Genomic DNA, 22,931 nt, shown 5'->3' with positions numbered 1-22,931 from the left:
GCCGCCCGGCGTCGGCCCGTAAGGCTGCACCAGGGCTTGCCCGGACATTCTGCCGCAGCGATCAGGCCGGCTTCGGACCAGCCTCGGCCGTAGGCCGCCTTCCGCCTGCGCAAACCGTCGTATATGAGAGATTTGTCGCGGGAACATGCCGAATCTCGCCACAGACGGAACGTAAGCCGGCTGCGATTTCTTAATCCAATGATTCCAATCTGACGCGTGATCGACACAGGCGGACTGGCATTTCGACCGAGGATGGCATGAAAAACCGACTGACGACGGCGAAATCCACCGTGGCGATGCGGCGTTGGGGGCCTTCCGGAATCGTGGCCTTGGCGGCAATGGTCGCATTGACGGCGACCCCGGCAACCGCTGCCAAGCAGCCGCGCCAGGCGGCCGAGGCCGTGGCGCCGCGTGTGGCCGGCGAGCCGATCATGGCGATCGTGTCGATCAAGAGCCAGCAGGTCACTTTCTACGATGCCGACGGCTGGATCATGCGCGCGCCGGTGTCGACCGGCACCACGGGCCGCGAGACGCCGGCCGGCGTGTTCGCCATCGTCGAGAAGGACAAGGATCACCGCTCGACCATGTATGACGATGCCTGGATGCCGAACATGCTGCGCATCACCTGGAACGGCATTGCCCTGCATGGCGGACCGCTGCCCGGCTATGCCGCCTCGCACGGCTGCGTGCGCATGCCGTTCGGCTTTGCCGAGAATCTGTTCGACAAGACGAATATCGGGATGCGCGTGATCATCTCGCCGCACGACGCGGTCCCGGCCGACTTCTCCCACCCCTCGCTGTTCGTGCCGAAACCGGACGCCATCGCGGCAGCGCCCGGCCTGGCCGACAAGCTCTCCGCCGAGGCCGAGGAGGCCACGAGGGCCGCCGATGCGGCCAAGAAGGCTGCTTCCGCTGCCGCGAAGGAAGCTGCCTCGTTTCCCGCCGCGCTGCGCAAGCTGGAACAGCAGAAGGCCCGCGCGGATGCCGAGCTCGCCTTCGCCGACAAGACGCTCGCGAACGCCAAAACCGATCAGGCCCGCGCCAAGGCCGAGGAGTTGCAGCAAAAGGCGGCGGCCAAGGCTGCCGACGCGGCGACGCAGCTCGACGCCGCCAGGGCCGCCGCGCAGCAGAAGCGCGATGCGGTGGCCGCCACCAAGGAAGCCGCGAAGGCGGCCGCGACCCGGAAAGCCGACGCCGTGAAGGCGGCGACCGACGCGAAACTCGCAGGCGAGCCGGTCTCGGTCTACATCAGCCGCGCGACGCAGAAGCTCTACGTGCGGCGGAACACGCACAAGCCGGCGCCCGACGGCGGCGGTGAGGTGTTCGACACCAGCATCGAGGTTCCCGTCACGATCCGCAATCCCGACCAGCCGCTCGGCACGCATATCTTCACGGCGATGGCGAAGACCGATATCGGCCTGCGCTGGAACGTGGTCACGATCGAGAACGGCGACGAGGCGAGGAACGCGCTCGACCGCATCACCATCCCGCAGGACGTGTGGGATCGCATCGGACCGACCGCGTTGCCGCGCTCGTCGATCGTCGTTTCGGATGAGCCCCTGAGCAGCGAGACCAATTACCGCACCGAGTTCGTCGCGGTGCTGAGCAACGAGCCGCAGGGCGGCTTCATCACGCGCAAGCCGACCGCGCCTGCCATGATCGCGAGCGATGACGGTTGGGACAACGGCGGTAACGGCTTCGGCTTCTTCTTCCAGCAGCGTGATCCGTACGTCCAGCCGGCCAATCCGCGCCGGCGCAGCCAATATCAGTATTATCAGCCGGCGCAGCCGATGCAGCGCGGCTTTTGGTAGGGAAGCCGGGCTTGCCTGCGGCGCAAGCTTATGGCCGCGCCGTGATCACCAGGGCCTGGATCTTGGCTTCGACCGGTCCGGACCCATGGTGCGCGCGGATCGCAGCGGCGACAGCGTCCGTCGCGGCCTGAAGATCGCCGCCGCTTCTCGCCTCGATTTCGCCGCGCAGCGGCGTACCCTGGCAATAGGCGAACGCCACGAGGTCGGGCGACGGTGCTCGGCTGGTGGCTGCCAGTGTTTCGATCGAGACGTTGCCGAAACCTGCGCGCTCGAGATCGGCCCGTATGATCGCCTGGTCGAAATAGCCGTGCGGCGTCCGCGCCATGAAGCGGGGCGGATCGTCGGGAAACAGCTTGCCCAGGGCGGTCGTCGCGTCATCGGCGAACACGTTCTCCTCGATGCGGTCCCAGACATTGAAGAGAAACGTGCCGCCCGGCTTCAGGACGCGCTTTGCTTCTGAATAGCCCTTGACGCGGTCCGGAAAGAACATGGCGCCGAACTGGCAGCAGACCACGTCGAACTCGGCGTCGCCGAACGGAAGAGCCAACGCATCCGCCTGGCGCCAGGAGATGCGGTCATCGCCCGCCTGACGCTGCGCCGCGACCGCGAGCATCGGCTCGTTGAGGTCGGTCGCAACGTAGCGGACGCGGCCCGGCAACGCCGCCGCCACGGCGCGCGTCACGGCGCCGGTGCCGGCCGCGATCTCGAGCAGCGCGGAGGGCGAGAGCGCGGCGATGCGTCTTGCGATGTCGTCGGCGTAACCGGCGAAGATCATCGGGACGAGATGCTCATCGTAGAGCTTTGGGATGGGGCCGGCGAAAACCTTGTCAGTGTCGGACATGCTTGCCTCGCTGAAGGTTCGGACGTGAGGCCCGACCTTACCACGGATGCGCCGGCAAGGATGTGAAATAGACCGGCTCAGCACGGCGTTGCGCGCCCTCAGCGAACATCGGCAGAGCCGGTCATCGAGCCTTACGATTTTCCGCCGCCGACCTCGCGGATCGGCCGCGTGCCGTCCCAGTTCATCGCGGCCTGCCGGACCTTCTCGAAGAACGGTCCCTTGGTGCCGCTGATGTCGGAAATCTCGATCACGGTGCCCGGATGGGCCTGCGTGTCGAAATAGGCAAAGCGTCCCTTCTCGCCGCCGATCTGGCCCTCATGGCCGATCCTGTAGCCGAGCCCGATCGCCCTGTCGTAGAGCGCCTGATAGTCGTGGCTCCAGTACGACATGTGCTGGAGCCCTTCGTGCCCGGCGTCCAAAAACTCCTTGTAAAGTGAAGGCGCGTCGTTGCGCTGCTGGATCAACTCGATCTGGAGATCGCCGGAATTGGCCAGTGCGATGCTCATCTCGACGGCGGAATCCTGGCCGCGATGGCGGAACCAATCGGTCTTGACCCGGTCCATGTAGTACCAGGGGCCGACGCCCATCACCTCGATCCAGTGCGTCATCGCGGCGTGAATGTCCCGCACCACATATCCGTTCTGGCGCACCGCGCCGAAGATGCGGCTCATGCCCGCGCTCCCATTCCTGCCTTGTTCACTTCGGAGCTATCGCATTGGCAGCAAGAGGCTGCCGGACAAGCGCGGCCTGCATGGTTCGAGACGCCCGCCTTGGCGGGCTCCTCACCATGAGGGTCTGCAATCTTGCTGTAAAACCCGACCTCATCCTGAGGGCCCGCCGTAGGCGGGCGTCTCGAAGGATGGCCGCGAGCAAGCTCTCCGCCAAGTCTTTCTTCATGTGCGATAGCCCAGCTATTCACTTGACCTCGATGCCTGCATCCTTGGCAACCTGCTTCCAGGCGGCGATGTCGCGGGCATTGATGTCGCGCTGCTCGTCGCCAGGGACGAATTGCGGGGTGATGCCGAGGCCCAGAAGCTTCTGCTTCACTACCTCGTCGCCGAGCGCCTCCTTCAGGGCTGCCGACAGCTTCTGCGCGGTCGGCGGAGCGAGCCCCGCCGGCGCATACATCGCCCAGGACAGGCTGCGATCGAATGCCACGCCCTGTTCCTTGTAGCTGGCGACATCCGGCAGGCTCGGCGAACGTTCGCCGCAGGCGGCGAGCGCCTTGATCGAGCCGTCCTTCACCAGCGGCGTCGCCGTGGCGACGTCGAGCGTCGCGAGCGAGATGTGGCCGCCGAGCAGATCGCCGGCAAGTTTGGCGATGCCGTTGAACGGCACGTGGTCCATCTTGATGCCGGTCTGCTGCATCAGGATCTCCGCGCAGAATTGACCGGTCGAGCCGACGCCCCAGCTGCCGTACTGGATCGGCTCGCCCTTCCTGGCCAGCGCGACCAGGCCCTTGATGTCATTGGCGGCAAAGTTCCTGGTCGCGACCAGCATGATGGAGGAGGTGCCGACGCGGCCGATGGTCGTGAAATCCTTGATCGGATCGTAGGGCAGCTTTGGATAGATCGCGGGGGCAAGCACATGCGTGGTCATGCCGCCGACGGTGATGGTGTAGCCGTCATTCGGAGATGTCGCGACCATCTGCGTGCCAAGCGTGCCGGCGGCGCCGGTGTGGTTCTCGATATAGATGCTCTGTCCGAGCGTCTTGCTCATCCTGTCTGCAAGCAGCCGGCCGACCACGTCGCCGCCGCCGCCGGCCGCATAGGGCAGCAGCATCTTGATCTTGCGGGTGGGGTAGGCGGCAGGGTCCTCGGCGCGCAACGCCAGCGTCGCCGACAGCAATGCGAGAAACGAAAGCGTGGCCGTGCGCAGCATCATGTGGCATCTCCTGAAGAAGAATAGGTTTTGGTTGAATCGATTGCGAGCCACGAGCTCGGATCACCTCTCCCATAGGGAGAGGTCGGGTCGCATCGAAAGATGCGATCCGGGTGAGGGGTTACGGTCTCGCTTCGCATTGCGGCCCCTCACCCGGATTGCTGCGCAATCCGACCTCTCCCCGCTGGGGAGAGGTGAACTCCGGGGCCGCCGATCGAACTCAGCTTCATGGTCTAGTCCTCGAAACGAAATCGATAGGCCTCGCCGCGCCGGATCACGCGTCCCGCGGTCGGTGCGGGGAAATGGCCGGTGAGCAGGTAGCTTGGCGTGTCGGCGAGCTCCTCCAGCAACGCCATTCGCGTTGCGAGTGCGGCAGCCGGATCGACGTCGGCGGCATTCGACAGCCACGGCGCGGCGCACTGGATCGGATGATGGATGACGTCGCCGGACATCACCGCGTGATCGTGACCGCCATTGAGATGGATCTGCATGTTGCCGGCGGTGTGGCCGGGCGCCGGCGCGAAGCGCAGGGCCGCGTCGCGATCGTCGAACAGACGGTGGTCGGTCTCGACCAATTCGGCGAGGCCGGCCGCGACCACCGGCAGCACGGAATCCGCGAACGAGCCGTGGTTCACCGGGCTCTTCGGCGCAGCATTGTGCGCGGCCTCGAAATGGTGGTACTCGGCCCGCCCCATCAGATAGCGCGCGTTAGGGAAGGTCGGCACCCAGCGCCCGTCCACGAGGCGCGTGTTCCAGCCGACGTGATCGACATGCAGGTGCGTGCACATCACGAAATCGACCTGCTCGGGGGCAACGCCCAGCGCCTGCAAGTTTTCGAGATAGGGCTGATTCAGGTCGTTCCACGGCGGCACGCGCGGTCGATGCTTGTGATTGCCGCAGCAGGTGTCGACGATCGCGGTCCAGCGCGGCGTGCGCACCAGGTAGGAATGGTGGCTGAGAATGAAGCGGCCGGTCTCCGGCTCGATATAGCGGTGGTCGAGCCAGCTCCGGTTCTCCGCGATCACAGCGTCGGTGACGTTGGCGAACAGCCAGCTCTTGTCGAACGCGAGTGCGGGAATCTCGCTGACGAGATCGACCCGCATGCTGCCGATCCGCAACCCCCGCATGATCAGTTCTTCAGGAGACCGCCGAACGGCACCCAGCGCGTGCCGTCAAACCGGATCAATTGAAGGCTCGTCATCGGCGTGAAGCGCTCGGGCGAGTTGCTCACGGCGGTGCCGTTGATCAGCATCGGCAGGCGCACGTCCTTCATGGTGGTCGCCTGCTTCATGACGTTGGCGCGGGTGAGGTCGCTGCCTGATGCCTTCAGCACCGTCACCAGCGTCTGCGCGATGGTGTAGCCGTAGACGTTGAGCCAGTCGCTCTTGTTGGCGTCCGGCATGTACTTGTCCATGAACGCCAGCCACTCCTTGTAGCCGGCATCGTCCTTCAGCGCGGGGTCGGTCGCGTCCTTCAGATACTGGCTGGAGATGACGCCGGTGGAATTGTCCTTGCCGGCCGGCTCCAACACGCCGCTGATCGAGGCCGAGACGTTCGAGATGATGGCCACGGGCTTCCAGCCGATCTCGCCGATCTTGCGGATCGCCTGTGCCGCGAATTTCGGCGTCGCCGCGACGAGCACGACATCCGCGCCCGCGGTCTTCAATTGCAGGATCTGGGTGTCGACGGTCGGGGCCGAGGTCTCGTAAGCCGCCCGCGCGACGATCGCCTCGCCGCTGCCGAGCCCTTCCTCCAGCGCCTTCAGATAGTCCTTGCCGAGATCGTCGTTCTGGTAGAGCACGCCGACCTTGGCATTGGCGTGGCTCGCCTTGATGTACTTGGCGTAGGCGATCGCCTCGTCGCGATAGGTCGGCTGCCAGCCGACGGTCCACGGAAAATTCTTCGGGTCATCCCACTTGGCTGCGCCGGAGCCGAGGAAGAGCTGCGGCACCTTGCGCTCGTTGAGATATTTGTGCACGGCGCTGTTGGTTGGCGTACCGACGCCGCCGAAGATCAAGAGCACTTCCTCGCTCTCGACCAGCCGCCGGGTCTGCTCCACCGTCTTCGGCGGGCTGTAGGCGTCATCCGCGATGATCATCTGGATGCGCCGTCCGTTGACGCCACCCTCGTCGTTCACCTTGCGGAAATAGGCCTCCGCCGATTTGGCGATCTGCGCGAAGGCCGACACCGGGCCGCTCAGCGGCGCGGTGGTGCCGATCCTGATGGTCTTGTCGTCGGCGCCGGGATCGTATTTCGCGCTTTGGGCCTGGGCGGTGCTTGCTGCGAGCAGCGGCAACAGGATGCAGGCCGCATAAAGCCGAGGGCGGGCAAGGCGCGCCATGACGTCATCTCCCAAATTGCTCTCCGCCTCTCGATGGAGCGGAGTTGAAACGCGAGGACAGCACCCGAAAGCGAACTTGCGGGCCGCGACCGTTGCCGCCAGACTGACGAAACGAACGATCGTTCGTACGGTTGACTAGCGAACGATCGTTCGTTAGTCAACCGCATGGCTGTCCACACCTCCAGCGCGGCGGAATCGGCTGCGCCCACGACCCGCGAGCGCATCCTTTCCGAAGCGCTCAATCTGTTTGCGCAAAGCGGCTATGGCGGCGCCTCGATGCGCGAGCTCGCTCGGCGCGTCGGCATCCGCGAGAGCAGCCTCTACAATCATTTCCCCGGCAAGGCCGCGATCCTGGAGGCGATCGTCGCCGAGCATGGTCCGGCCAGCTCGGCGAGCCGGCTGGAGGAGCCGCGCTACAGGCAGCTCGCGCGGCAGCCCGCCGCGTTCTGCCGGCAGTTCGCGCTCGACCTCGTCGAGCAATGGTCCGATCCGCGCGAGCACCAGTTTCAGAAGGTGATCACCGCCGAGCGCAACCGCGTCCCCGGCATCCGCGCCAAGTTCGCCGATCATTTCTACGCGCGCGAGCAGAGCCTGATGACGGATTATTTCCGCGGCTTTGCGCTCGCCGGTTTGGTTTCCACCCCCGATCCGCGCGAGACCGCGCGGCTGTTCGCCGCCGGGTTGATCTACATCCGTCTCGAACATTACGTGATGGGCGCGGCGCCCTCGCCGCGAGCGAAGGTGATCGAGGCGATCGACCGCTATCTCGCGTTCTTCCTGTCGCTGATTGCGGCAGGCCATGACGACGACAACAAGAAACGAAAGCCCAAGGGAGAAACGCGTGGCAAGGCTGCCCCTGATTGATCCGGAGACGACGAGCGGCGACATCCGCGCCTCGTTCGACCGCATGCCGGTCAAGCTCAACATCTTCCGCATGATGGCCCACGCCGAGGCCAACATGATCCCGGCGATGCGGCTCGGCAATTCGATCCTGCACAAGCAGAAGCTCTCGGCCGTCAACCGCGAGCTGCTGATCCTCCAGGCCGCGCAGCTCGAAGGCGGCGCCTATGAATGGCGCCAGCACGTGCCGATCGCGCTCGGCGTCGGCTGCACGCAGGGACAGATCGATGCCGTGGAGCGCGCAGATTACGACGCCGCCGCGTTGAGCGAGGCCGAGCGCGCCTTGCTGAAATTCGGCCGCGAGGTGGTCGAGAACGTCCGCGTGGCGGAAGCGACCTTCGCTGCCGCGCGAAAACACTTCAGCGACCAGGAGATCGTCGAATCCATCGTCGCGCTCGGCTTCTACATGATGATGGCCCGCCTCACCGAGGCGACCGAAACCGATCTCGACCCCGCAGCCGGCATGAAGGTCTATGACGGCGGCAAGAAACAAGGCGGCTGAAATGGCGGAGACCGAGAGCAAGCCGGACCGTTACGTCCGTCCGCCGAGCGCGGAATCGCTGGGCGAAGCGCCGGGCAGGGGGCGTCTGACAGGGCGCCGCATCCTGATCGCCGGCGGCGGCCAGCGCGTCTTCGACGCCGCCACCGACCCGATCGGCAACGGCCGGGCCATGAGCATTCTATGCGCACGCGAAGGTGCCAAGGTCGCGGTCGCCGACCTCAACCGCAGCTCTGCCGAGCAGACCGTCAAGCGCATCACCGATGAAGGCGGCGAGGGCTTTGCCATCGCGGCCGACGTGACCTCCGAGGCTGACGTCGTTCGCATGATCGCGGAAGCGCACCGCGCCATGGACGGGCTCGACGGCATGGTGCTGAACATCGGCACCTTCGGCAAGGTCGGGCTCGACGCGGTCAGCCCGGAGGAGTGGAACAGGATCTACGACGTCAACGTCCGCGGCCCCATGCTATGCTGCCGCGCCGCGTTGCCGAGATTCGACGATGGTGGCGCCATCGTCTTCATCTCCTCCATCGCCGCGCTGAAGGCCGGCTCGCAGATGGCGGTGTACGATTCCTCCAAGGCCGCGCTCGGCGGCCTCATGCGCAACATCGCCCATCTCGGATCGCGGCGTGGAATCCGCGCCAATCTCGTCTATCCCGGCCTCGTCGATACGCCCAATGGCCGCGAGGCCGGTGCCGGGCGCCCCAACCGCGGCAAGGGCCATGTTCCCTTCGGCCGCCAGGCAACCGCATGGGAGATCGCCTATGCCGTGCTGTTCTTCCTCTCGGACGAAAGCGTCTACGTCACCGCGCAGACCCTCGCGGTCGATAGCGGCCTGAGCGGGATGTGAGAGGCCTAAACGGCCAACCGCACGCACTGACGTCATCCTGAGGTGCTCACCTTGCGATGCATCGCATCGCAAGGTGAGCCTCGAAGGATGGGCCACAAGCCCCCACGGCCCATCCTTCGAGGCGCGCAAGGGCGCGCACCTCGGGATGACGGTCGTCGTGTGGATGCACGACATTGTGCGTGCCTATCGCCCGTGCGACCGCGCGCGACAGAGCAGATGGTCGATCGAAAGGCGCCCCGGCCCGTGAGCCATGATGCCCAGCGCCATGGCGGCCCAGGTGAGGTGGATGGGCCAGCCATCCGGCACCGTGAGCTCCACGATCAGCGTCATGAACAATAGCCCGAGCGCCGCGAACCGCGTGCCCAGTCCCAGCACCAGCAGGATCGGGAACATGATCTCGCCCGAACCCGACAGGAAGGCCATCACCGTCGGTGCCGGAAAGTGATAGGGCCCGCCCGGCAGATGCAGCATGAATTCGTCGCTGAACAGCGTCACGGCGGTGTCGTTGAGCCTGAGGAAGCCGTCCCATTTGAGCATGCCCGAGCGCCAGAACGGCACCGCCAGCGCGACGCGCAGTACGAGCTGGACGAGCGAGGGCGTCGCAACCGTCTGCACCAGATGATTGGCCTTGTCGATGAGCACTCCGGGCGACGGCAGGCCGCTGTCGGTGGCCATGTGCTGGTCCGTGATCATGATGGGTCTCCGCAAGCGAGCGAGGTGAAAGCGCCGGCTTCGATCAGTCCGGCGATGTTCGCGGCGATGTCGAACTCGCTTGAAGCTTCCAGCGCCGACGCCGCGGCCTCGCCGAGCGGTCGCCCCGACATCAGGCCGTCCGCGAAGACCGCCCCGCCGGGCGGAAGGCGGCGCACGGTGACGTCGAACTCCGGTCGCGTGATCAGGGCATCCTCGGGCGTGGAGGCATCGATGCGCATGATCGGTGCATCGTCGCGGTTGGCGGCAAAGATCGTCACGGCGGCATATCGAGAGCGCAGGCATCGCGTGGCGGGATGCGGAATGAACACCAGATCAGCCAAACGATCGGACGTCACTGCCGACAACCGGGCCGGCGACAGCGGAAGCGCGTCGGCGGCGTGATAGGCATCGAGCCAGGCGCGCTCGATGCGGGCGACGTCGGGGAGCCAGGGCATGGCCTGCGCATGCTCATACCGCGCGATGAACTCCGGGAAGTCGCGGCCGTATTCGAACAGCAGCGGCGATGTCGGCGGATTGCTCCGGACATGGGTACGCGCCATGGCGCGGAAGAAGTCGGCGCCGGTGATGCGCTGCACCGCCGGATAAATCGCGGCCAGCGCGTCGATCAGGCTGACCGTGACGTTGTTGCGGTAGACGTCGTAGCGCCGGCCGGCGGCCTTGCCGTTCGGGCCGGTCACGCCGTCGGGCGTGCCGCGCGCCGGATCCAGCAGCGCCGGCGCGAACGAGGCGGCGAAGGACAGGCCGGCGTCATGCGGCATGACGCTCTCCTGCCGGCATGGCGGACTGATGACGGTCGAGGATCGCCTGGGCCGCGGCGGCTTCCGCCTGCAGCACCGGCCAGTCCGGTATCCTGCTGTCCCACTCGATCAGCGTCGGCACCGCGCCGCGGCGCCGGATCACGATCTCGTAGAGCTTCCAGACGGCGTCCGCGACCGGGCCGTCATGGCTGTCGATCAACAGCAGGTCGCCTTCGTCGTCGGCCTGCTCGGCATGGCCCGCGAGATGAAGTTCCCCGACTCGCGACAGCGGAAACTCCGCAAGATACTCGAGCGCCGAGAAGCCCTGGTTGGTTGCGGATACGAACACGTTGTTGACGTCGAGCAGCAGCCCGCAGCCGGTGCGCTCGGCGATGGCGCGGATGAAGTCGGTCTCGCTCATCGAGGACTCGCGAAACGCGACATAGGTCGAGGGGTTTTCCAGCAGCAGCGGGCGGCGGATCGCCTCCTGCACCTGGTCGATGTGATCGCAAACGCAAGCCAGCGTCGCCTCGGTATAGGGCAGGGGCAACAGATCGTTGAAGAAGCTGGTCTCATGCGTCGACCAGGCGAGATGCTCGGAGACCAGCGCCGGCTGGTAGCGTGCGACCAGGCCGCGGAAGCGCGCCAGATGCGCCTTGTCGAGCGGCCGGGGCCCGCCGATCGACATGCAGACGCCATGCAGCGAGAGCGGATGGTCGCGGCGGATCGCCTCCAGCGCACGATGCGGTGGGCCGCCGGCGCCCATGTAGTTCTCGGCGTGGACCTCGAAGAAGCCGCGCCGAGGCTCTGCCGCGAGGATGGCGGGGAGATGCTCGGGCTTGAAGCTCGTCCCGGCAACGCCGCCGATCGGCGCCGCGAAACGGAGCGGCACGGCCGCAGGTCCGGTCGAATTGGTCACCGTGCTCATCGTGCTGCTCCGTTCGTGCGTCCTGGCGATGTCGCGCCGGCCGTTACACCGGCTTGAGCGAACCCTTCTTGCCGTTCGGCAGCTCGATGCTGGTGCAGGTGCCGCCCTGCACGAATTTCCAGGCGTTGCCCTGGAAGTCGACGGTCGAGGTGCCCTGGCAGGTCGTGCCCGGACCCGCTGCGCAATCGTTCTGGCCCTTCAGTGCGACGCCGAAGCACTTCTCCTTCTTGGCGGCGACGGCCGCATCGCCCTCGGCCTTGGTCAGGGGGCTGGCGGCGGCAAGGGTCGCGAGCGCGGTCGACATCGCACCGGCGAGGACGAGGGAGGTGACAGCATGTTTGGCAGACATCGAGTTCTCCTGTTCGAGATGGCGTCGCCTGGCAGGCGACTGCGCATGGTCTCCTTCGCTCCGCTCGCCACCTGCGTTACAGGCAGCTTGCTCACGAATCCGTGAGACCGGTTGGATCGGGCGCACGGGCGGTGCGCTCGAGCGGGGATTAGCGGGCAAGCGTCGGCTCGAAGCCAATGCCCAGCTTCTATCGAGATGGTAGCCGCCGGGCATTGGCTGTGCGCGCTCGCTCCTGCCAGACGTAACGAACGAGCGCCGGCGGCGTAAGACATGTCAGTGGCTCGCAACGAGGCGCGAAAGCAGCGATGAAAGTCGATTCCGAACGACGGCTTCGCGCGATCGCAGGGCTGACGGTCAGCATCCGCCTTGCGGTCTCCGCGCTGGTCCTGGCCGCGATCCTGCTGACGGCCGCGCTGTCCAGCCTGTTGTGGTGGCGCACGGCGGAGGCGACCAGCCGGCAGCTCGCCTCGACCATCAACGAGCAGATCGTCGCGGCCGTGCGCAAGGAGGTCTCGGCCATCGTCGACGAGGCGCGCGCCGCCCACACGGCGATCCGCACGCTGTTCCTCCAGAACGTGCTCGACACTCGCGAGGCCGACAAGCGCGAGTTCGTCTTTCTCTCGCAATTGCAGTCGCAGGCGACGATTTCCTGGGTCGCGTTCGGCTGGCCCGATGGCTCCTTCTTCGCCGCGCACAAGCTCGGCGATCGCCGCCTGGAGATGATGGAGATCTCGCGGACCGACCATGCCGGCCAGCGCCGCGTCGATGAATATGAGGTGGTGCCCGGCGACATCGAGTTCGCCAACCGCCGTTTTGAGCCGACCTCGTTTCACGTCGCCGATCAGGCCTGGTTCAAGGCCGGGCTGACCGCGGATGATCCGCAATGGTTCAGGGTGCTGGACCATGCGACTGGCGTGCGGCCGTCGATCGCCTTCGCGGGGCCGATCGACGTCTATCAGGAGCGGCAAGGCGTACTGGCCGTCGTCATCGAATACACCAGGCTCGCGCGCTTCCTGTCGCAGCTCGAGGTCGGGCGCACGGGGACCGCCTTCATCGTCGACGATAGCGGCGAGCTCGTCGCGGCGCCGGACAAGGATGCCGACGAGCTCCATCCGGCGCGCGGCGACACGGCGCTGCTGCCGCTCGCGCGCCTGGCGCTCGGCAAGGCGGGCGAGGCCGGCGGCAGGGAGGCCTGGCGAAGCCGGCTCATGTCGGGCGGCGCCGCCTATGAAGTCGCGCTGACGCCGCTGTCGTTTCCCGGCTGGTCGCTCGCGACCGTGATCCCCGAGGCCGAGTTTCTCGGGCCGGTCGAGACGACGCTGCGGCGCCTGATCCTTGGCCTTGCCATCGGCGCCGTGCTCGCGGCGCTGGCCTCGGCGACGCTGGCGCGCTCCGTCATTGCCGCGCCGCTGTCACGCGTCGTCGGCGAGCTGCGCCATGTCGAGGCCTTCGCGCTGGAGCAGGTCCGCCGCCATCCGTCGCGGCTCAGGGAAATCGCGAGCCTGTCGGGCGCGATCGCCGAGATGGCGGCGGGATTGTCGGCCTTCCGCAAGTTCATCCCGGCGGATCTCGTCCGCGGCTTGTTGCGCCAGGGCGTCGAGGCGAGGCCCGGCGGTAGCGTCCAGGAGCTCAGCGTGATGTTCATCGACATTGCCGGCTTCACCGGGCTGTCCGAGCGGATGGGCGACCGCGTGGTGCCGCTGCTGTCGCGCTATCTCGACATCACCTCGGAAATCATCGTTGCCCATGGCGGGACCATCGACAAGTTCATCGGCGATGCCGTGATGGCGTTCTGGGGCGCGCCGCAGCCGCAAGACGATCACGCCGCGCGATGCTGCCGCGCGGCGCTCGCCTGCCGGAGCGCGATCGAACAGTCGGGCCTTGTCGACGATCTCGGCCAGCGGCTCCAGATCCGCATCGGCATCAATTCCGGCCGCATGCTGGTCGGCAATATCGGCTCGGAGCTGCGGCTGAACTACACCGTGATCGGCGATGCCGTGAACGTCGCCAGCCGGCTCGAAGGCGCCAACAAATCCTACGGGACGCGGATCCTGCTCGGCGCGGCGACCGAACGTCTGGCGCGCGGCGTCGTCATCACGCGCGAGGTCGACAGCATCGCGGTCTACGGACGCGAGGAGGGGATCTCCGTCCACGAGCTGATCGGGATCGCGGGCGAGACGGTCGATGATAGCGACGCGACCGGCTGGATCGCGGACTACGAGCGCGGCCTCGCCGCCTATCGCGCACGCCGGTTTGCTGATGCGCTCGCCGATTTCGAAGCGGTGCTGAAACGGCGCAGCCATGATCGTCCGGCCGTCTTGATGCGCGACCGCTGCCGGCAGCTCATGTCGGCTGCGCCCGATGCCGCCTGGCGGGCCGTAGCGGCATTGACGTCGAAATGACGGCGTCAGCGAGATAGGGCATGGAGCAGCGCGAGAAGCCCAACGAATAGCAGTATGCCCATGATTAAAGAGAACTTGGATGACGCTTTGTCGTCTTGAGGCGTTTGCAACGGTCGTGCTGCCTCGGCAGGAGGTGCGTCTTGAGCCCTTTGCGACTGTCGCGCTGCCATATCAGAAGCTCCATCCTCCGGAGCTGGTGATTCCACCAAGATGGGTGATGCAAAACGCTCAAGAGGAAGTAACAGATAATCACGTCGACTTGCGATTTCGGCGGCAAACTCCCTTGCTTGACGCGCGTACCTGTAGGCCGCGGTGTGCGAATGTGGATTTTCAGCCATCTTTCCTGTTTCGATCAGGTGCCGACCTCCGACGATGGTAACTCGAAACATGTAAAAATGGCCTTCGGGAACGTGGCGCAAGTGGATTTCGGTGAGATCGCTTCTCTCGATAATTTTGAACATGGAAGATCGCCCAAAAGGCAGTGCCAGAAGGACGTCATTTAAATCAAACGTGCAATCTTAGCGTGCAGTGTGCCGAGTGTCATCAATCTGAACCGCACGATCTGGTGATCAGGGCTGAGCAAGAACGGTCCAGCCGATTGGCTAAGCCAGTCCGTCAGGCGCATGATACGTGAGTAGCTCGTGCCCTCTTGCTGTTCCCGGATGACCCAAAGACATGAAAACCACGCTGCTCAAGCCTGACGACTATACCCGCTCGCCCTGGAAGAACGGCGGCGGCATCTTCACCGACATTGCGGACGCTCATCGGGACGATGCGCCCCGGAAGAATTGGGACAGCCTGCTCTGGCGCTTTGCTTCGACGCCGATCGTGGCGCCCGGTCCCTTCTCCTACATGCCCGGCATCGACCGCTTGCAGATGGTCGTGGGCGGGCGTGGGCTCGTGCTGAAGTCGCCCACGCAGGCATTCGACGAACGTGAACCTTTTACGACCGTGCGCTTCACCGGCGAGCTCGAGATCGTCACCGAGCTCGAGGCCGGCCCGGTCGAGGTCGTGAACCTCATGGCGCGGCGCGGTGCGGCTGAGATCGATCTTCTCGCGCTCAGGGAGCCGGGCGAGCGGCCGCTCGCGGCGGGCACGCATCTCGTCTACGCCGCGCGCGGCGAATGCCGCATCCGTCTCGATGACGAGAATTTTACGATTCCCGACGAGGGCACGTTGAAGGTCGAGCTGACGGAGCCGGCGACGCTCGCGCTCGTCTCGGGCCTCGCGGTGCTGGGATCGATCCGGCTGCTCGCTTAGGCGACCGCTGCACCGGTCGCCTGCTGCGCACAATCCATGCAACTGGCCAGGTTGACGCCGCCGGGCCGGAGCATGATATCTGCTTCGGTAGCAGATCGCAGCTCGAGGGGCAGAATATGACCGCGCCAGACAACCTTGCCCCCACGCCTGCCGACGGCGTCATCGACTGGCTGACCAACGGCACGCGCGACGAGCGTTTCATCGACGACATCTTCGCGCAGATGTGCATCCGCCTCCAGCAGGCCGGCATTCCCGTGAAGCGGGCGACGCTCCACGTGTTGATCAATCACCCGCAATGGCTGGGGGCCCGCATGATGTGGTCCGACGGGAGCCGCGAGGCTGAGATTGCGCTGGTCGACTATGAAGTTCGCGAGCGGCCCGAATATATCGGCAGTGCCGCCCACGAGATCCATGACGGCGCCACCGAGCTGCGCGAGAGGCTCGAGCAGGATCCCTCGCTCGGCCGCAAGCACGCCCTCTATGACGAGATGCGCGCCAAGGGCTTCACCGACTATGTCGCCTGGCCGCTCTACCATACGCTCGGCAAGCGCCACATCGTCACCTTCGCGACCGACCGGCCCGGCGGTTTCGACGATGCGCATATCGCCGGTCTGAAGAAGGTGCTGCCGGTGCTGGCGCTGGTCAGCGAGATTCGCATCAAGAACCGCCTGGCCCGCACGCTGCTGGAGACCTATGTCGGCTCCCATGCCGGCGAGCTGATCCTGGCCGGCGCCACCAGGCGCGGCACCGGCACCACGGTGCGCGCCGCGATCATGATCTGCGATTTGCGCGATTTCACCAAGATCTCCGACAACTGGCCGCGCGACGACGTCATCGACCTGCTCAACGACTATTTCGACGCGATGTCGGAGCCGATCGCGCGGCACGGCGGCGAGATCCTGAAATTCATCGGCGACGGGCTGCTCGCCATCTTCCCGCTCAGCGCGCCCGACGCCTGCGCGAACCTGCTGCATGCCGTGGCCGAGGCAAGGCAGGCCATGGCCGCGCTGAACGAACGGAACAGCGGCACCGGCCGCGCGCCGCTGAACTACGGCATCGGCGTCCACGTCGGCGACGTCATGTACGGCAATATCGGATCGACCAGTCGGCTCGACTTCACCGTGATCGGCCCGGCCGTCAACATGGCCTCCCGCCTCGAGGCGCTGACCAAGACGATCGGCAAGAAGGTGTTGCTGTCGCGCGCCTTCGCCGAGCTGGTGGAGAAAGAGTTCGCCCTGGAGCATGTCGGCCAGCACGCGGTGCGCGGCTTCAGCGAGCCGATCGATCTGTTCGCGTATCCGGAGTGAGGGCGCGACCTCCGCCCGCGCCTATTTGCGGTTCGTTCCCATCGTGCCGGCGCCCGGTGCGTTCATCTGGCCGCCCTGGCTTTGCCTTTCGTTGTCCCCGGGGCGCTCCGTCTTTGATCTCGCCGGGGCGCTCGAACAAGCGCTTTCATGTTCGCTCCTTTCGCTCGCGATCAGGCGGCCCCGGCCGTCCGGGGGCGGTTCGTGCCGGGGCCGCCATTGCCGGATCATGTGGGATCCGGCGCGGGCCAATGCGCGGGAACGCCTGGTCGTTCCAATCCTGCGGGGCGGCGGTTGCCGCTACGCCGACCAGCGATCCTGCTCTTCCCGGTGCGCGTGCTCGTTCAGCCGGTCGGCGATCTCATTCGCAATCTGCTCCGATTCGGCGTCGGCGACGGGCTCGCCCTTGTGGGTCTTCAACTTGTCCTTGTCGGCTTCGATCGGGAAGTCGTCGGGCTTCAGTTCGTTATCCTTGCCCATGGCGCGCCTCGCTGTGTTCCAGGTCAGGACAACACGCGTGACGGCCAATCGTTGCCACGAAGATGAAGTCCCGATGGACGCGGCAAGGTCAGGCGCCGCCAATGGCCCGGACGACGGTCCCGCGCCCGCCGCAGGTCCCGCAAGGCGCGCCGCCAATGCGCCCCTTGCCGTGACAGCCCGGGCAGGGAACCGCGCTGCCGGTTCCGCCTATTTCTCGACCGCCCCGGACCAATCCTTGAAGCCGCCGACGTTGTAGACCTTCTCGTAGCCCATATCCTTCAGCACCTTCCCGGCCAGCGCCGATCTGCCGCCGGACGCGCAATAGAGGATGACGGTCTTGGTCTTGTCGAACGCCTTGTCGTGATAGGGCGATTCCGGGTCGGCACGAAATTCCAGCATCCCGCGCGAGACATGCACGGCGCCCGCGATCTTGCCGCTGGCGGCGACTTCCGGCGCATCGCGAACGTCGACCACCAGCGTGTCACCGTTCCTGATCATCTCGGCCGCCTGGTCGGAGGTGATCTTCGGGACCGCCGCGTTCGCAGCTTCCAGCATTTGCTTGACACTCGTTGCCATGGGTTCTCTCTCCTGCCGCCCCCGCGGGAGGATAGCACATCGCTTTTCGCTGCGCCTCCAGTCGATCGACGCCGCGCCCGGCAGACCGGCGTTAGCCGGCCCGTCATGTGCCGGGCCGCGCGTCGTGCAGATGCGCAATTGAGGGCGCCTTGGTGAAAGAGATCGCCGCGCAGGACTCGTAGACTGGCTTCGTTGGCGGCTTGGACGACGAATGCCGCCCGCTTCATCGGAAGGCGAGGCAAGCCCCGGTGCAACAGAAGAGGTGATCGGCGACATCAGGCGACAACGAGAGGAGACGTCAATGCCAACCTGCTCTGGAAATCCTCATGGTCGAATCGGGCGCTGTGCCGTCTGCGACGGCCGGTTCGGCCTGGTCAGGTACTACGCGTGGCGGAAGCCTCTCTGCTCGAAGAAGTGCGTCGAACGTTTCGCGACGCGACGCCAGGATGACCGCGACTGGTTCGGCCGTGTCCCGATCGCCTTCGACATATCTCCAGAAAACCGCGCGAGGATGCTATGACGCTGCAGATGTCACGACGAGGCAAGCAATACATGGAAACGGCGCAGAGCCTGCTGCGCGCTGCGATGAGCATGACCGACGAGGTGGTCGCGACGCGGCTGAAGCTGCTCGCCGATGACTATCAGCGCCGCGCCGAAAAGGCCTCGAGCGTCGATGCCGCCAAATCGGTGACGCGCTCGGCGGCCAGGCCCGAATACGATTGGTCGAAGGAGCTGGCGTGAGATGATCAGGATCATCGCCGTGCTCTGCAGTCTCTCGTCTCCGACGGACTGTCATGAACAAATCGTCACGACCTCGGACTTCGCCGACGTCACGATGCAGTCCTGCCTGATCGGCGCGCCGCAGCTCGCCGCATGGATGGCGCAGCATCCGGCCGAACGTCTGGCCGGGTGGCGCTGCACGATCGGCAAACAGGGCGGCGGCAGGGGAATTTAGCTGCCAGCCTGGGGGCGCAGGGCAATCGCAATGGCATCTCCTCAGGGGGGGCAAGCACATCGGTGCCCGCTGAAACTGCTGCCGCGCACTCCGTCCTCATCCTGTGGGCCCGCCAACGGCGGGCGTCTCGAAGGATGGCTATAGAGACGTCGCTTCCACATGCGATTGCACTGCAGGGCGGGGGGCGGAACGGGAGTCAGGTTGCCAACACCGGGTTGTGCGACTAGCTTTTGCGAAAGCTACGCAAACGGTCTTTGGCCGCACATTCATGCCGAAATTCCTTCGCATCGGTGTCCATCAGTCGAACGTCTCCGGGTACACGTCGAAGGCGTGGTGCGTCAGGCGCGTTGGCTCGGCGGTCTTCCTGAAGTGGGGCGCCGTGGAGGTGCATGGCGCCGGTGCCGGGCGCAAGGTCTATTGGTCGCGTCTGCCGCAGGAGAAGACCGTTCGTTGCGGCACCGCGCAGCGCGCGCAGGACTACACCAAAGCCGCGATCGCGCGGCGCCGCAATCATCGCTATGAGCCGCTGACCGGACCCATCGCGAACCGGCGCCCCTCGGCCGCACGCAGCGCCGAGCTCAGGCAGGCGCTCGCCACCATCCTGATCGTCGACATCGTCGGCTCTACCGCGAAGGCCGCCAAGCTCGGCGATGTGCGCTGGACCAAGGTGATGGGCCATTACTACGCCGCCGTTCGCAAGGAGCTGAAGACGTGCGGCGGCAAGGAGGTCGTGACCACCGGCGACGGCGTGCTCGCGACGTTCAAAAAGCCCGCCGCCGGCATCGCCTGCGCGACCGCGATCCAGCAGGCCATGCGCACGCTGGGCCTCGAGATCAGGGTGGGCCTGCACGCCGGTGAATACACCATCAGCGGCGGCGAAATGGTCGGCCTCGCCTTCCACATCGGCACCCGCGTCGCGGCGAAAGCGCGCGCCGGCGAGGTGCTGGTGTCGAGCGCGGTGAAGGAGCTGGTGACGGCGCAGTCCACGATTAGCCTGAGGGATCACGGCGTGCACCGGCTGAAGGGCGTGCCGGAGCGGTGGAGGTTGTGGCGGGTGGTGGGGTGAGGGGCAAGGGAGAACGGCGCGTCTCTCATGCGCGTTCAATACCGCTGGCCGGTGGGGATGCCGCTGTGCCGCGCGCTGGACGACGGCTTGTGGGAAGTGCGCACCTCGCTGCCCAGCGGCCGGATCGCCCGCGTCCTGTTCAGCGCGCAGCAGGGCCGCATTCTGGTCCTCGCCGGGTTCATCAAGAAGACCCAGAAGACCCCGCCGGACGATCTGGCCCTTGCGCGCCGCAGAAACCGTGAGTTCGAGACATGAAGGAGGCCGACATGGCCGGCAAGAAGACCGCGGCGAGGAAGAAGAAAGCCGTTCGCTCCACCGCCAAGCTCACCACCCTCGATGATTTCCTCGGCGAGGAAGGCAAGCGCGACGAGTTCGAAGCCATCGCCGTCAAGGAAGTCCTCGCCTGGCAGATCGAGCAGGCGATGAAGGAGAAGAACATATCGCGCAACAATCTGGCCCAGCGCATGAAGACCTCGCGCAGCCAGATCGGCCGCCTGCTCGACCCGAAGGATGGCAACGTCACGCTGGCCACGCTGCAGCGCGCGGCGCGGATGGTCGGGCGGTCGCTGAGGTTGGAGCTGGTTTGAGGGGCCGCAACAACTGAAGTACGTGGCGCTCGCAGCAGCGGAGATTCATATTCATGTGCGATACCGCGACTTAGACCCGCTCGAGATCGAAGAGTCCATGCGGGTGTATGCGGTCACGCCGCCTTCTTTCACATTGTTGCCGATCCGAGAAATAATCAAAGCAACAGAAAGGCCTTAACTTTTTGCAGAAGAGCTGAGGGCAGGATTACGATGACAGTGCGCTATAGCTCGTGAACCTGCGAAAGCTATCGGAGTAATTTGGTGCGATGTCACCGTAGTCCTCGAAAGTGGCCGTAGATGGTTGAGTGCACTGTCAATGAAACTAAAGACTTCATCGATGTTCTTGGAAGCCGTGCAGATGGTGAACGGGTATCTTGGACGCTGGCTTATCAACAGCGACGAAGTGGCCAGTGCAAGCCACCGGTCGCATGTCACATCGGTTGCAAGCGCGTGCTGTCCTTGTTCATTACTGTCTTTGGTAACTGAGCATAGTCAGCAACAATACGCCATTTCCTCCGAAACTCGGCCGTCGTGTGGGGGAACGCCGTTTGCTCGTTTAAGATAATCGGGCCCGTTTGTGGAAGATCTTCACGGGTAATTTCCTCGGAAGGCTTGTCGCAATAAATTGCCAGTTCCTGCATGACCATGGGGGCGTTGCGGAGGTTACCAATCAACGTAGTCCGCCGCCTTCGACCTCCCAAGTGAACATTCAAGTTGTCATCTATGTCCGACCATCGAAGGCCGTCATGCCATTTCCCATATCTTGGATGTGTGACGTCGGTGTCGATATGCGCTGACGAGGGCACGTAAACTCCAATCACGTTCTTCTGGGTCAAATGAAAATCAACCTGTATTGCTTGAGCCAAAGCAAACGACTCCCAGCCCATTTGATGCGCCGCGTCCCTGAAGGCATTTATCTGCACTTGTGAGATTGGTTGACTACGTAAGGCCGGCTTCTCAAATCGAATGTTGCTTAGCGCATCAGAAAGTCGTCGGCACTCGCGATCCTCAAGCATTACGTCGCCATAGCGGAAGAGCACGCGAAGTCTTGTAACTAGGGAGTGAGCTATCGCTACTTTCCCCGGTCCGAGCCAATCTCTGTGCCATGCGATCAAGTCGCGTGTCCGTATGCGTTCGAGCGAGAGACTGCCGTGTTCGCGAATGAGGCGATCATACAGCCTCGTCTGCCTGGCCCGGACAGCATGATTGAGATTAGCAAAGGGCGCATCAGGATCGGCACGAAATTCCTCGATCAACTTATGAAGCGTGTAGCGCATCGCGAGACCTCAAAATGAATGGAGGACTAAAACGATCATCAGTATTGCTCCGACGATGCCAAAAATGCCCTCCGCATTCACGCGTGTACCTAAAATGGCAATCTCAAATCGCTGTTGCTGACGCATGGCTCATTCCTGACCTGCTAAGGTCCCGACCTTTCGGGACAGTCAAGCTGAATTGAATGGATGCCGCGCGCCGCGGCAACAACGAGCCAAGTGAAAAATTGCAGCTAGGAAAATCAGATACTTAGCATGCTAGTTTGGCATCATCGCTCATGGCGAAAGAGCGCTGAGCCCCATTTAGCTAGTTTAGCTTTATATCCTATGCCCATAACAGACTGATGTTGCTTGCGACTTCGTGCGCAGCCCCCGAGCGCTTGGAGCAGGGCTGAAGAGACAGTCACTGACCGAGAAGATTTTATTTTCTCTTCAATGCTTTAAGGCACGCCAGCGCTCTTTGCGGTAGAGCGCTGAACCCGCGGGGGGCTTCGATGCCTACAGCTTAAAGGCTTCGACTCGCCCATAGACTAAGATTCACGTGCTCCAATTCCGACCCCGACAATTGCATTTCGTCGAACCAGTCCGCCTTCGCCTTGCGGCTTTGGCGTGACAGCCTTCCTTCGCTTCGCCGGGAGTCCGTGGGACTGGCTTGCCGAGCCGAAGCTCGCGAAGCGAGCGAAGGCTGGTGGGCCCGGCAGGACTCGAACCTGCAACCAGACCGTTATGAGCGGCCGGCTCTAACCATTGAGCTACAGGCCCCGCCGCGAGGCGGCCGCTAGGGGCGGCCGGCAACGGTGCGCGGTTCGTTTACAGGGCCTGAGGCGGGGGTGCAATCTTCAAGCGTTTTCAAGGCGAAGTGGTCCTCGGCTCGCGTCGGCAGAACGCGCCGAACCAGGCGGCCTGATCGAGCGGAACGCCGCGGCTGCGCGGAACACGCTCCGCGCAGACGATTGCTGAATTCGGAATAATCGCATTCTGCCACTGTTTTGCCCGACAAGTCAAACGGCCCTGGCGATCATCCGGCCGGTGTCCATTTGGCGATTCCGTAAGCCCCTGTGATTGCTCCATTCTTCTACTGTACATGGGGTTGTTTTCGCAGTTTTCGCTTTGAGAGGGCCTCTCGGCCCCCTCAACGTCGTGCCGGCGAGCGCCGGCCGCCGGGGCGGGGCCGCT

Annotated in this window: 25 protein-coding genes and 1 tRNA gene; 12 read left to right on the top strand and 14 right to left on the bottom strand. The window is 64.8% G+C overall.

The window, feature by feature from the left end:
• The first annotated feature begins 257 nt into the window (after nucleotides 1-257).
• Nucleotides 258-1,811 (top strand): L,D-transpeptidase, encoded by a 1,554-nt coding sequence (locus AC1RQP_RS24450; RefSeq protein WP_492938822.1) that lies wholly within the window; start codon nucleotides 258-260, stop codon nucleotides 1,809-1,811.
• Nucleotides 1,812-1,839: 28 nt separating this feature from the next.
• On the opposite strand, the gene AC1RQP_RS24445 is transcribed toward AC1RQP_RS24450, so the two are convergent.
• The 5 genes from AC1RQP_RS24445 to AC1RQP_RS24425 form a co-directional block, all read right to left on the bottom strand.
• Nucleotides 1,840-2,652, bottom strand: a complete 813-nt coding sequence (locus tag AC1RQP_RS24445; RefSeq protein ID WP_239621612.1) for a class I SAM-dependent methyltransferase — start codon at nucleotides 2,650-2,652, stop codon at nucleotides 1,840-1,842.
• Nucleotides 2,653-2,783: 131 nt separating this feature from the next.
• Nucleotides 2,784-3,323 carry a VOC family protein gene (locus AC1RQP_RS24440; RefSeq protein WP_239621613.1) on the bottom strand — a complete coding sequence of 180 codons (540 nt, stop codon included), beginning with the start codon at nucleotides 3,321-3,323 and terminating at the stop codon, nucleotides 2,784-2,786.
• 244 nt (nucleotides 3,324-3,567) lie between these two features.
• Complete coding sequence (locus tag AC1RQP_RS24435; RefSeq protein WP_239621614.1) at nucleotides 3,568-4,536, bottom strand: Bug family tripartite tricarboxylate transporter substrate binding protein; 969 nt, start codon at nucleotides 4,534-4,536, stop codon at nucleotides 3,568-3,570.
• A gap of 230 nt (nucleotides 4,537-4,766) precedes the next feature.
• Nucleotides 4,767-5,660: an MBL fold metallo-hydrolase gene (locus AC1RQP_RS24430; RefSeq protein WP_492938821.1), complete on the bottom strand. Its 894-nt coding sequence runs from the start codon at nucleotides 5,658-5,660 to the stop codon at nucleotides 4,767-4,769.
• 2 nt (nucleotides 5,661-5,662) lie between these two features.
• Complete coding sequence (locus tag AC1RQP_RS24425) at nucleotides 5,663-6,874, bottom strand: ABC transporter substrate-binding protein (protein ID WP_492938820.1); 1,212 nt, start codon at nucleotides 6,872-6,874, stop codon at nucleotides 5,663-5,665.
• A 165-nt stretch (nucleotides 6,875-7,039) separates the two neighbouring features.
• On the opposite strand from AC1RQP_RS24425, the gene AC1RQP_RS24420 reads away from it, so the two are divergent.
• Genes AC1RQP_RS24420 through AC1RQP_RS24410 form a run of 3 tightly spaced genes read left to right on the top strand, consistent with a single transcriptional unit; the run spans nucleotide 7,040 to nucleotide 9,123 of the window.
• Nucleotides 7,040-7,738 carry a TetR/AcrR family transcriptional regulator gene (locus AC1RQP_RS24420; protein WP_492938819.1) on the top strand — a complete coding sequence of 233 codons (699 nt, stop codon included), beginning with the start codon at nucleotides 7,040-7,042 and terminating at the stop codon, nucleotides 7,736-7,738.
• On the top strand, nucleotides 7,716-8,276 hold the full coding sequence (locus tag AC1RQP_RS24415; RefSeq protein WP_492938818.1) for a carboxymuconolactone decarboxylase family protein: 561 nt from the start codon (nucleotides 7,716-7,718) through the stop codon (nucleotides 8,274-8,276). The genes AC1RQP_RS24420 and AC1RQP_RS24415 overlap by 23 nt, the downstream gene beginning before the upstream one ends.
• Before the next feature lies 1 nt (nucleotide 8,277).
• Entirely contained in the window at nucleotides 8,278-9,123 is an 846-nt protein-coding gene (locus AC1RQP_RS24410; RefSeq protein ID WP_492938817.1) for an SDR family NAD(P)-dependent oxidoreductase, read from the top strand.
• Nucleotides 9,124-9,306: 183 nt separating this feature from the next.
• Here the strand turns inward: AC1RQP_RS24410 and AC1RQP_RS24405 are convergent, their stop codons facing one another.
• From AC1RQP_RS24405 to AC1RQP_RS24390, 4 genes are read right to left on the bottom strand one after another with little or no spacing between them, the layout of a single operon-like run.
• Nucleotides 9,307-9,816: a DoxX family protein gene (locus tag AC1RQP_RS24405; protein ID WP_492938816.1), complete on the bottom strand. Its 510-nt coding sequence runs from the start codon at nucleotides 9,814-9,816 to the stop codon at nucleotides 9,307-9,309.
• On the bottom strand, nucleotides 9,813-10,595 hold the full coding sequence (locus AC1RQP_RS24400) for an HvfC/BufC N-terminal domain-containing protein (RefSeq protein ID WP_492938815.1): 783 nt from the start codon (nucleotides 10,593-10,595) through the stop codon (nucleotides 9,813-9,815). The genes AC1RQP_RS24405 and AC1RQP_RS24400 overlap by 4 nt, the downstream gene beginning before the upstream one ends.
• Nucleotides 10,585-11,502, bottom strand: a complete 918-nt coding sequence (bufB, locus tag AC1RQP_RS24395) for an MNIO family bufferin maturase (protein ID WP_492938814.1) — start codon at nucleotides 11,500-11,502, stop codon at nucleotides 10,585-10,587. Before bufB ends, AC1RQP_RS24400 begins: the two co-directional genes overlap by 11 nt.
• A gap of 43 nt (nucleotides 11,503-11,545) precedes the next feature.
• The gene (locus AC1RQP_RS24390) at nucleotides 11,546-11,851 is read right to left on the bottom strand and encodes a BufA1 family periplasmic bufferin-type metallophore (protein WP_239621623.1); all 306 of its coding nucleotides are present in this window, start codon (nucleotides 11,849-11,851) and stop codon (nucleotides 11,546-11,548) included.
• Nucleotides 11,852-12,156: 305 nt separating this feature from the next.
• Between AC1RQP_RS24390 and AC1RQP_RS24385 the strand changes: the two genes are divergently transcribed.
• Nucleotides 12,157-14,253 carry an adenylate/guanylate cyclase domain-containing protein gene (locus AC1RQP_RS24385; RefSeq protein WP_492938813.1) on the top strand — a complete coding sequence of 699 codons (2,097 nt, stop codon included), beginning with the start codon at nucleotides 12,157-12,159 and terminating at the stop codon, nucleotides 14,251-14,253.
• Between the two features lie 5 nt (nucleotides 14,254-14,258).
• On the opposite strand, the gene AC1RQP_RS24380 is transcribed toward AC1RQP_RS24385, so the two are convergent.
• Entirely contained in the window at nucleotides 14,259-14,714 is a 456-nt protein-coding gene (locus AC1RQP_RS24380) for a hypothetical protein (RefSeq protein ID WP_492938812.1), read from the bottom strand.
• 214 nt (nucleotides 14,715-14,928) lie between these two features.
• On the opposite strand from AC1RQP_RS24380, the gene AC1RQP_RS24375 reads away from it, so the two are divergent.
• Nucleotides 14,929-15,513: a HutD/Ves family protein gene (locus tag AC1RQP_RS24375; RefSeq protein WP_492938811.1), complete on the top strand. Its 585-nt coding sequence runs from the start codon at nucleotides 14,929-14,931 to the stop codon at nucleotides 15,511-15,513.
• Between the two features lie 116 nt (nucleotides 15,514-15,629).
• Nucleotides 15,630-16,820, top strand: coding sequence for an adenylate/guanylate cyclase domain-containing protein (locus AC1RQP_RS24370; RefSeq protein WP_492938810.1), 1,191 nt, complete (start codon nucleotides 15,630-15,632; stop codon nucleotides 16,818-16,820).
• Between the two features lie 297 nt (nucleotides 16,821-17,117).
• On the opposite strand, the gene AC1RQP_RS24365 is transcribed toward AC1RQP_RS24370, so the two are convergent.
• Together AC1RQP_RS24365 and AC1RQP_RS24360 are read right to left on the bottom strand one after the other, a co-directional pair.
• Entirely contained in the window at nucleotides 17,118-17,297 is a 180-nt protein-coding gene (locus AC1RQP_RS24365; protein ID WP_239621628.1) for a hypothetical protein, read from the bottom strand.
• A gap of 207 nt (nucleotides 17,298-17,504) precedes the next feature.
• Nucleotides 17,505-17,873 (bottom strand): rhodanese-like domain-containing protein, encoded by a 369-nt coding sequence (locus tag AC1RQP_RS24360; RefSeq protein WP_492938809.1) that lies wholly within the window; start codon nucleotides 17,871-17,873, stop codon nucleotides 17,505-17,507.
• Between the two features lie 516 nt (nucleotides 17,874-18,389).
• On the opposite strand from AC1RQP_RS24360, the gene AC1RQP_RS24355 reads away from it, so the two are divergent.
• The 5 genes from AC1RQP_RS24355 to AC1RQP_RS24335 all read left to right on the top strand — a co-directional run bounded on the left by AC1RQP_RS24355 (nucleotide 18,390) and on the right by AC1RQP_RS24335 (nucleotide 20,481).
• Nucleotides 18,390-18,614, top strand: a complete 225-nt coding sequence (locus tag AC1RQP_RS24355) for a hypothetical protein (protein ID WP_061879354.1) — start codon at nucleotides 18,390-18,392, stop codon at nucleotides 18,612-18,614.
• A 1-nt stretch (nucleotide 18,615) separates the two neighbouring features.
• Entirely contained in the window at nucleotides 18,616-18,828 is a 213-nt protein-coding gene (locus AC1RQP_RS24350; RefSeq protein WP_061879353.1) for a hypothetical protein, read from the top strand.
• 268 nt (nucleotides 18,829-19,096) lie between these two features.
• Entirely contained in the window at nucleotides 19,097-19,894 is a 798-nt protein-coding gene (locus tag AC1RQP_RS24345; RefSeq protein ID WP_492938808.1) for an adenylate/guanylate cyclase domain-containing protein, read from the top strand.
• Nucleotides 19,895-19,921: 27 nt separating this feature from the next.
• The gene (locus AC1RQP_RS24340) at nucleotides 19,922-20,149 is read left to right on the top strand and encodes a type II toxin-antitoxin system RelE/ParE family toxin (RefSeq protein ID WP_492938807.1); all 228 of its coding nucleotides are present in this window, start codon (nucleotides 19,922-19,924) and stop codon (nucleotides 20,147-20,149) included.
• Complete coding sequence (locus AC1RQP_RS24335) at nucleotides 20,146-20,481, top strand: helix-turn-helix domain-containing protein (protein WP_492938806.1); 336 nt, start codon at nucleotides 20,146-20,148, stop codon at nucleotides 20,479-20,481. The genes AC1RQP_RS24340 and AC1RQP_RS24335 overlap by 4 nt, the downstream gene beginning before the upstream one ends.
• 431 nt (nucleotides 20,482-20,912) lie before the next feature.
• Here AC1RQP_RS24335 and AC1RQP_RS24330 read toward each other — a convergent pair whose 3' ends face one another.
• Both AC1RQP_RS24330 and AC1RQP_RS24325 read right to left on the bottom strand, forming a co-directional pair.
• Entirely contained in the window at nucleotides 20,913-21,758 is an 846-nt protein-coding gene (locus AC1RQP_RS24330) for a hypothetical protein (RefSeq protein ID WP_492938805.1), read from the bottom strand.
• 683 nt (nucleotides 21,759-22,441) lie between these two features.
• Nucleotides 22,442-22,517 (bottom strand) — tRNA-Ile (locus tag AC1RQP_RS24325).
• Between the last annotated feature and the right edge of the window lie 414 nt (nucleotides 22,518-22,931).

Source organism: Bradyrhizobium sp. GW821-FHT13H06, assembly GCF_058803975.1.
The sequence above is the reverse complement of the archived record's forward strand: the minus strand, read 5'-3'. Positions and strand labels throughout refer to the sequence as shown.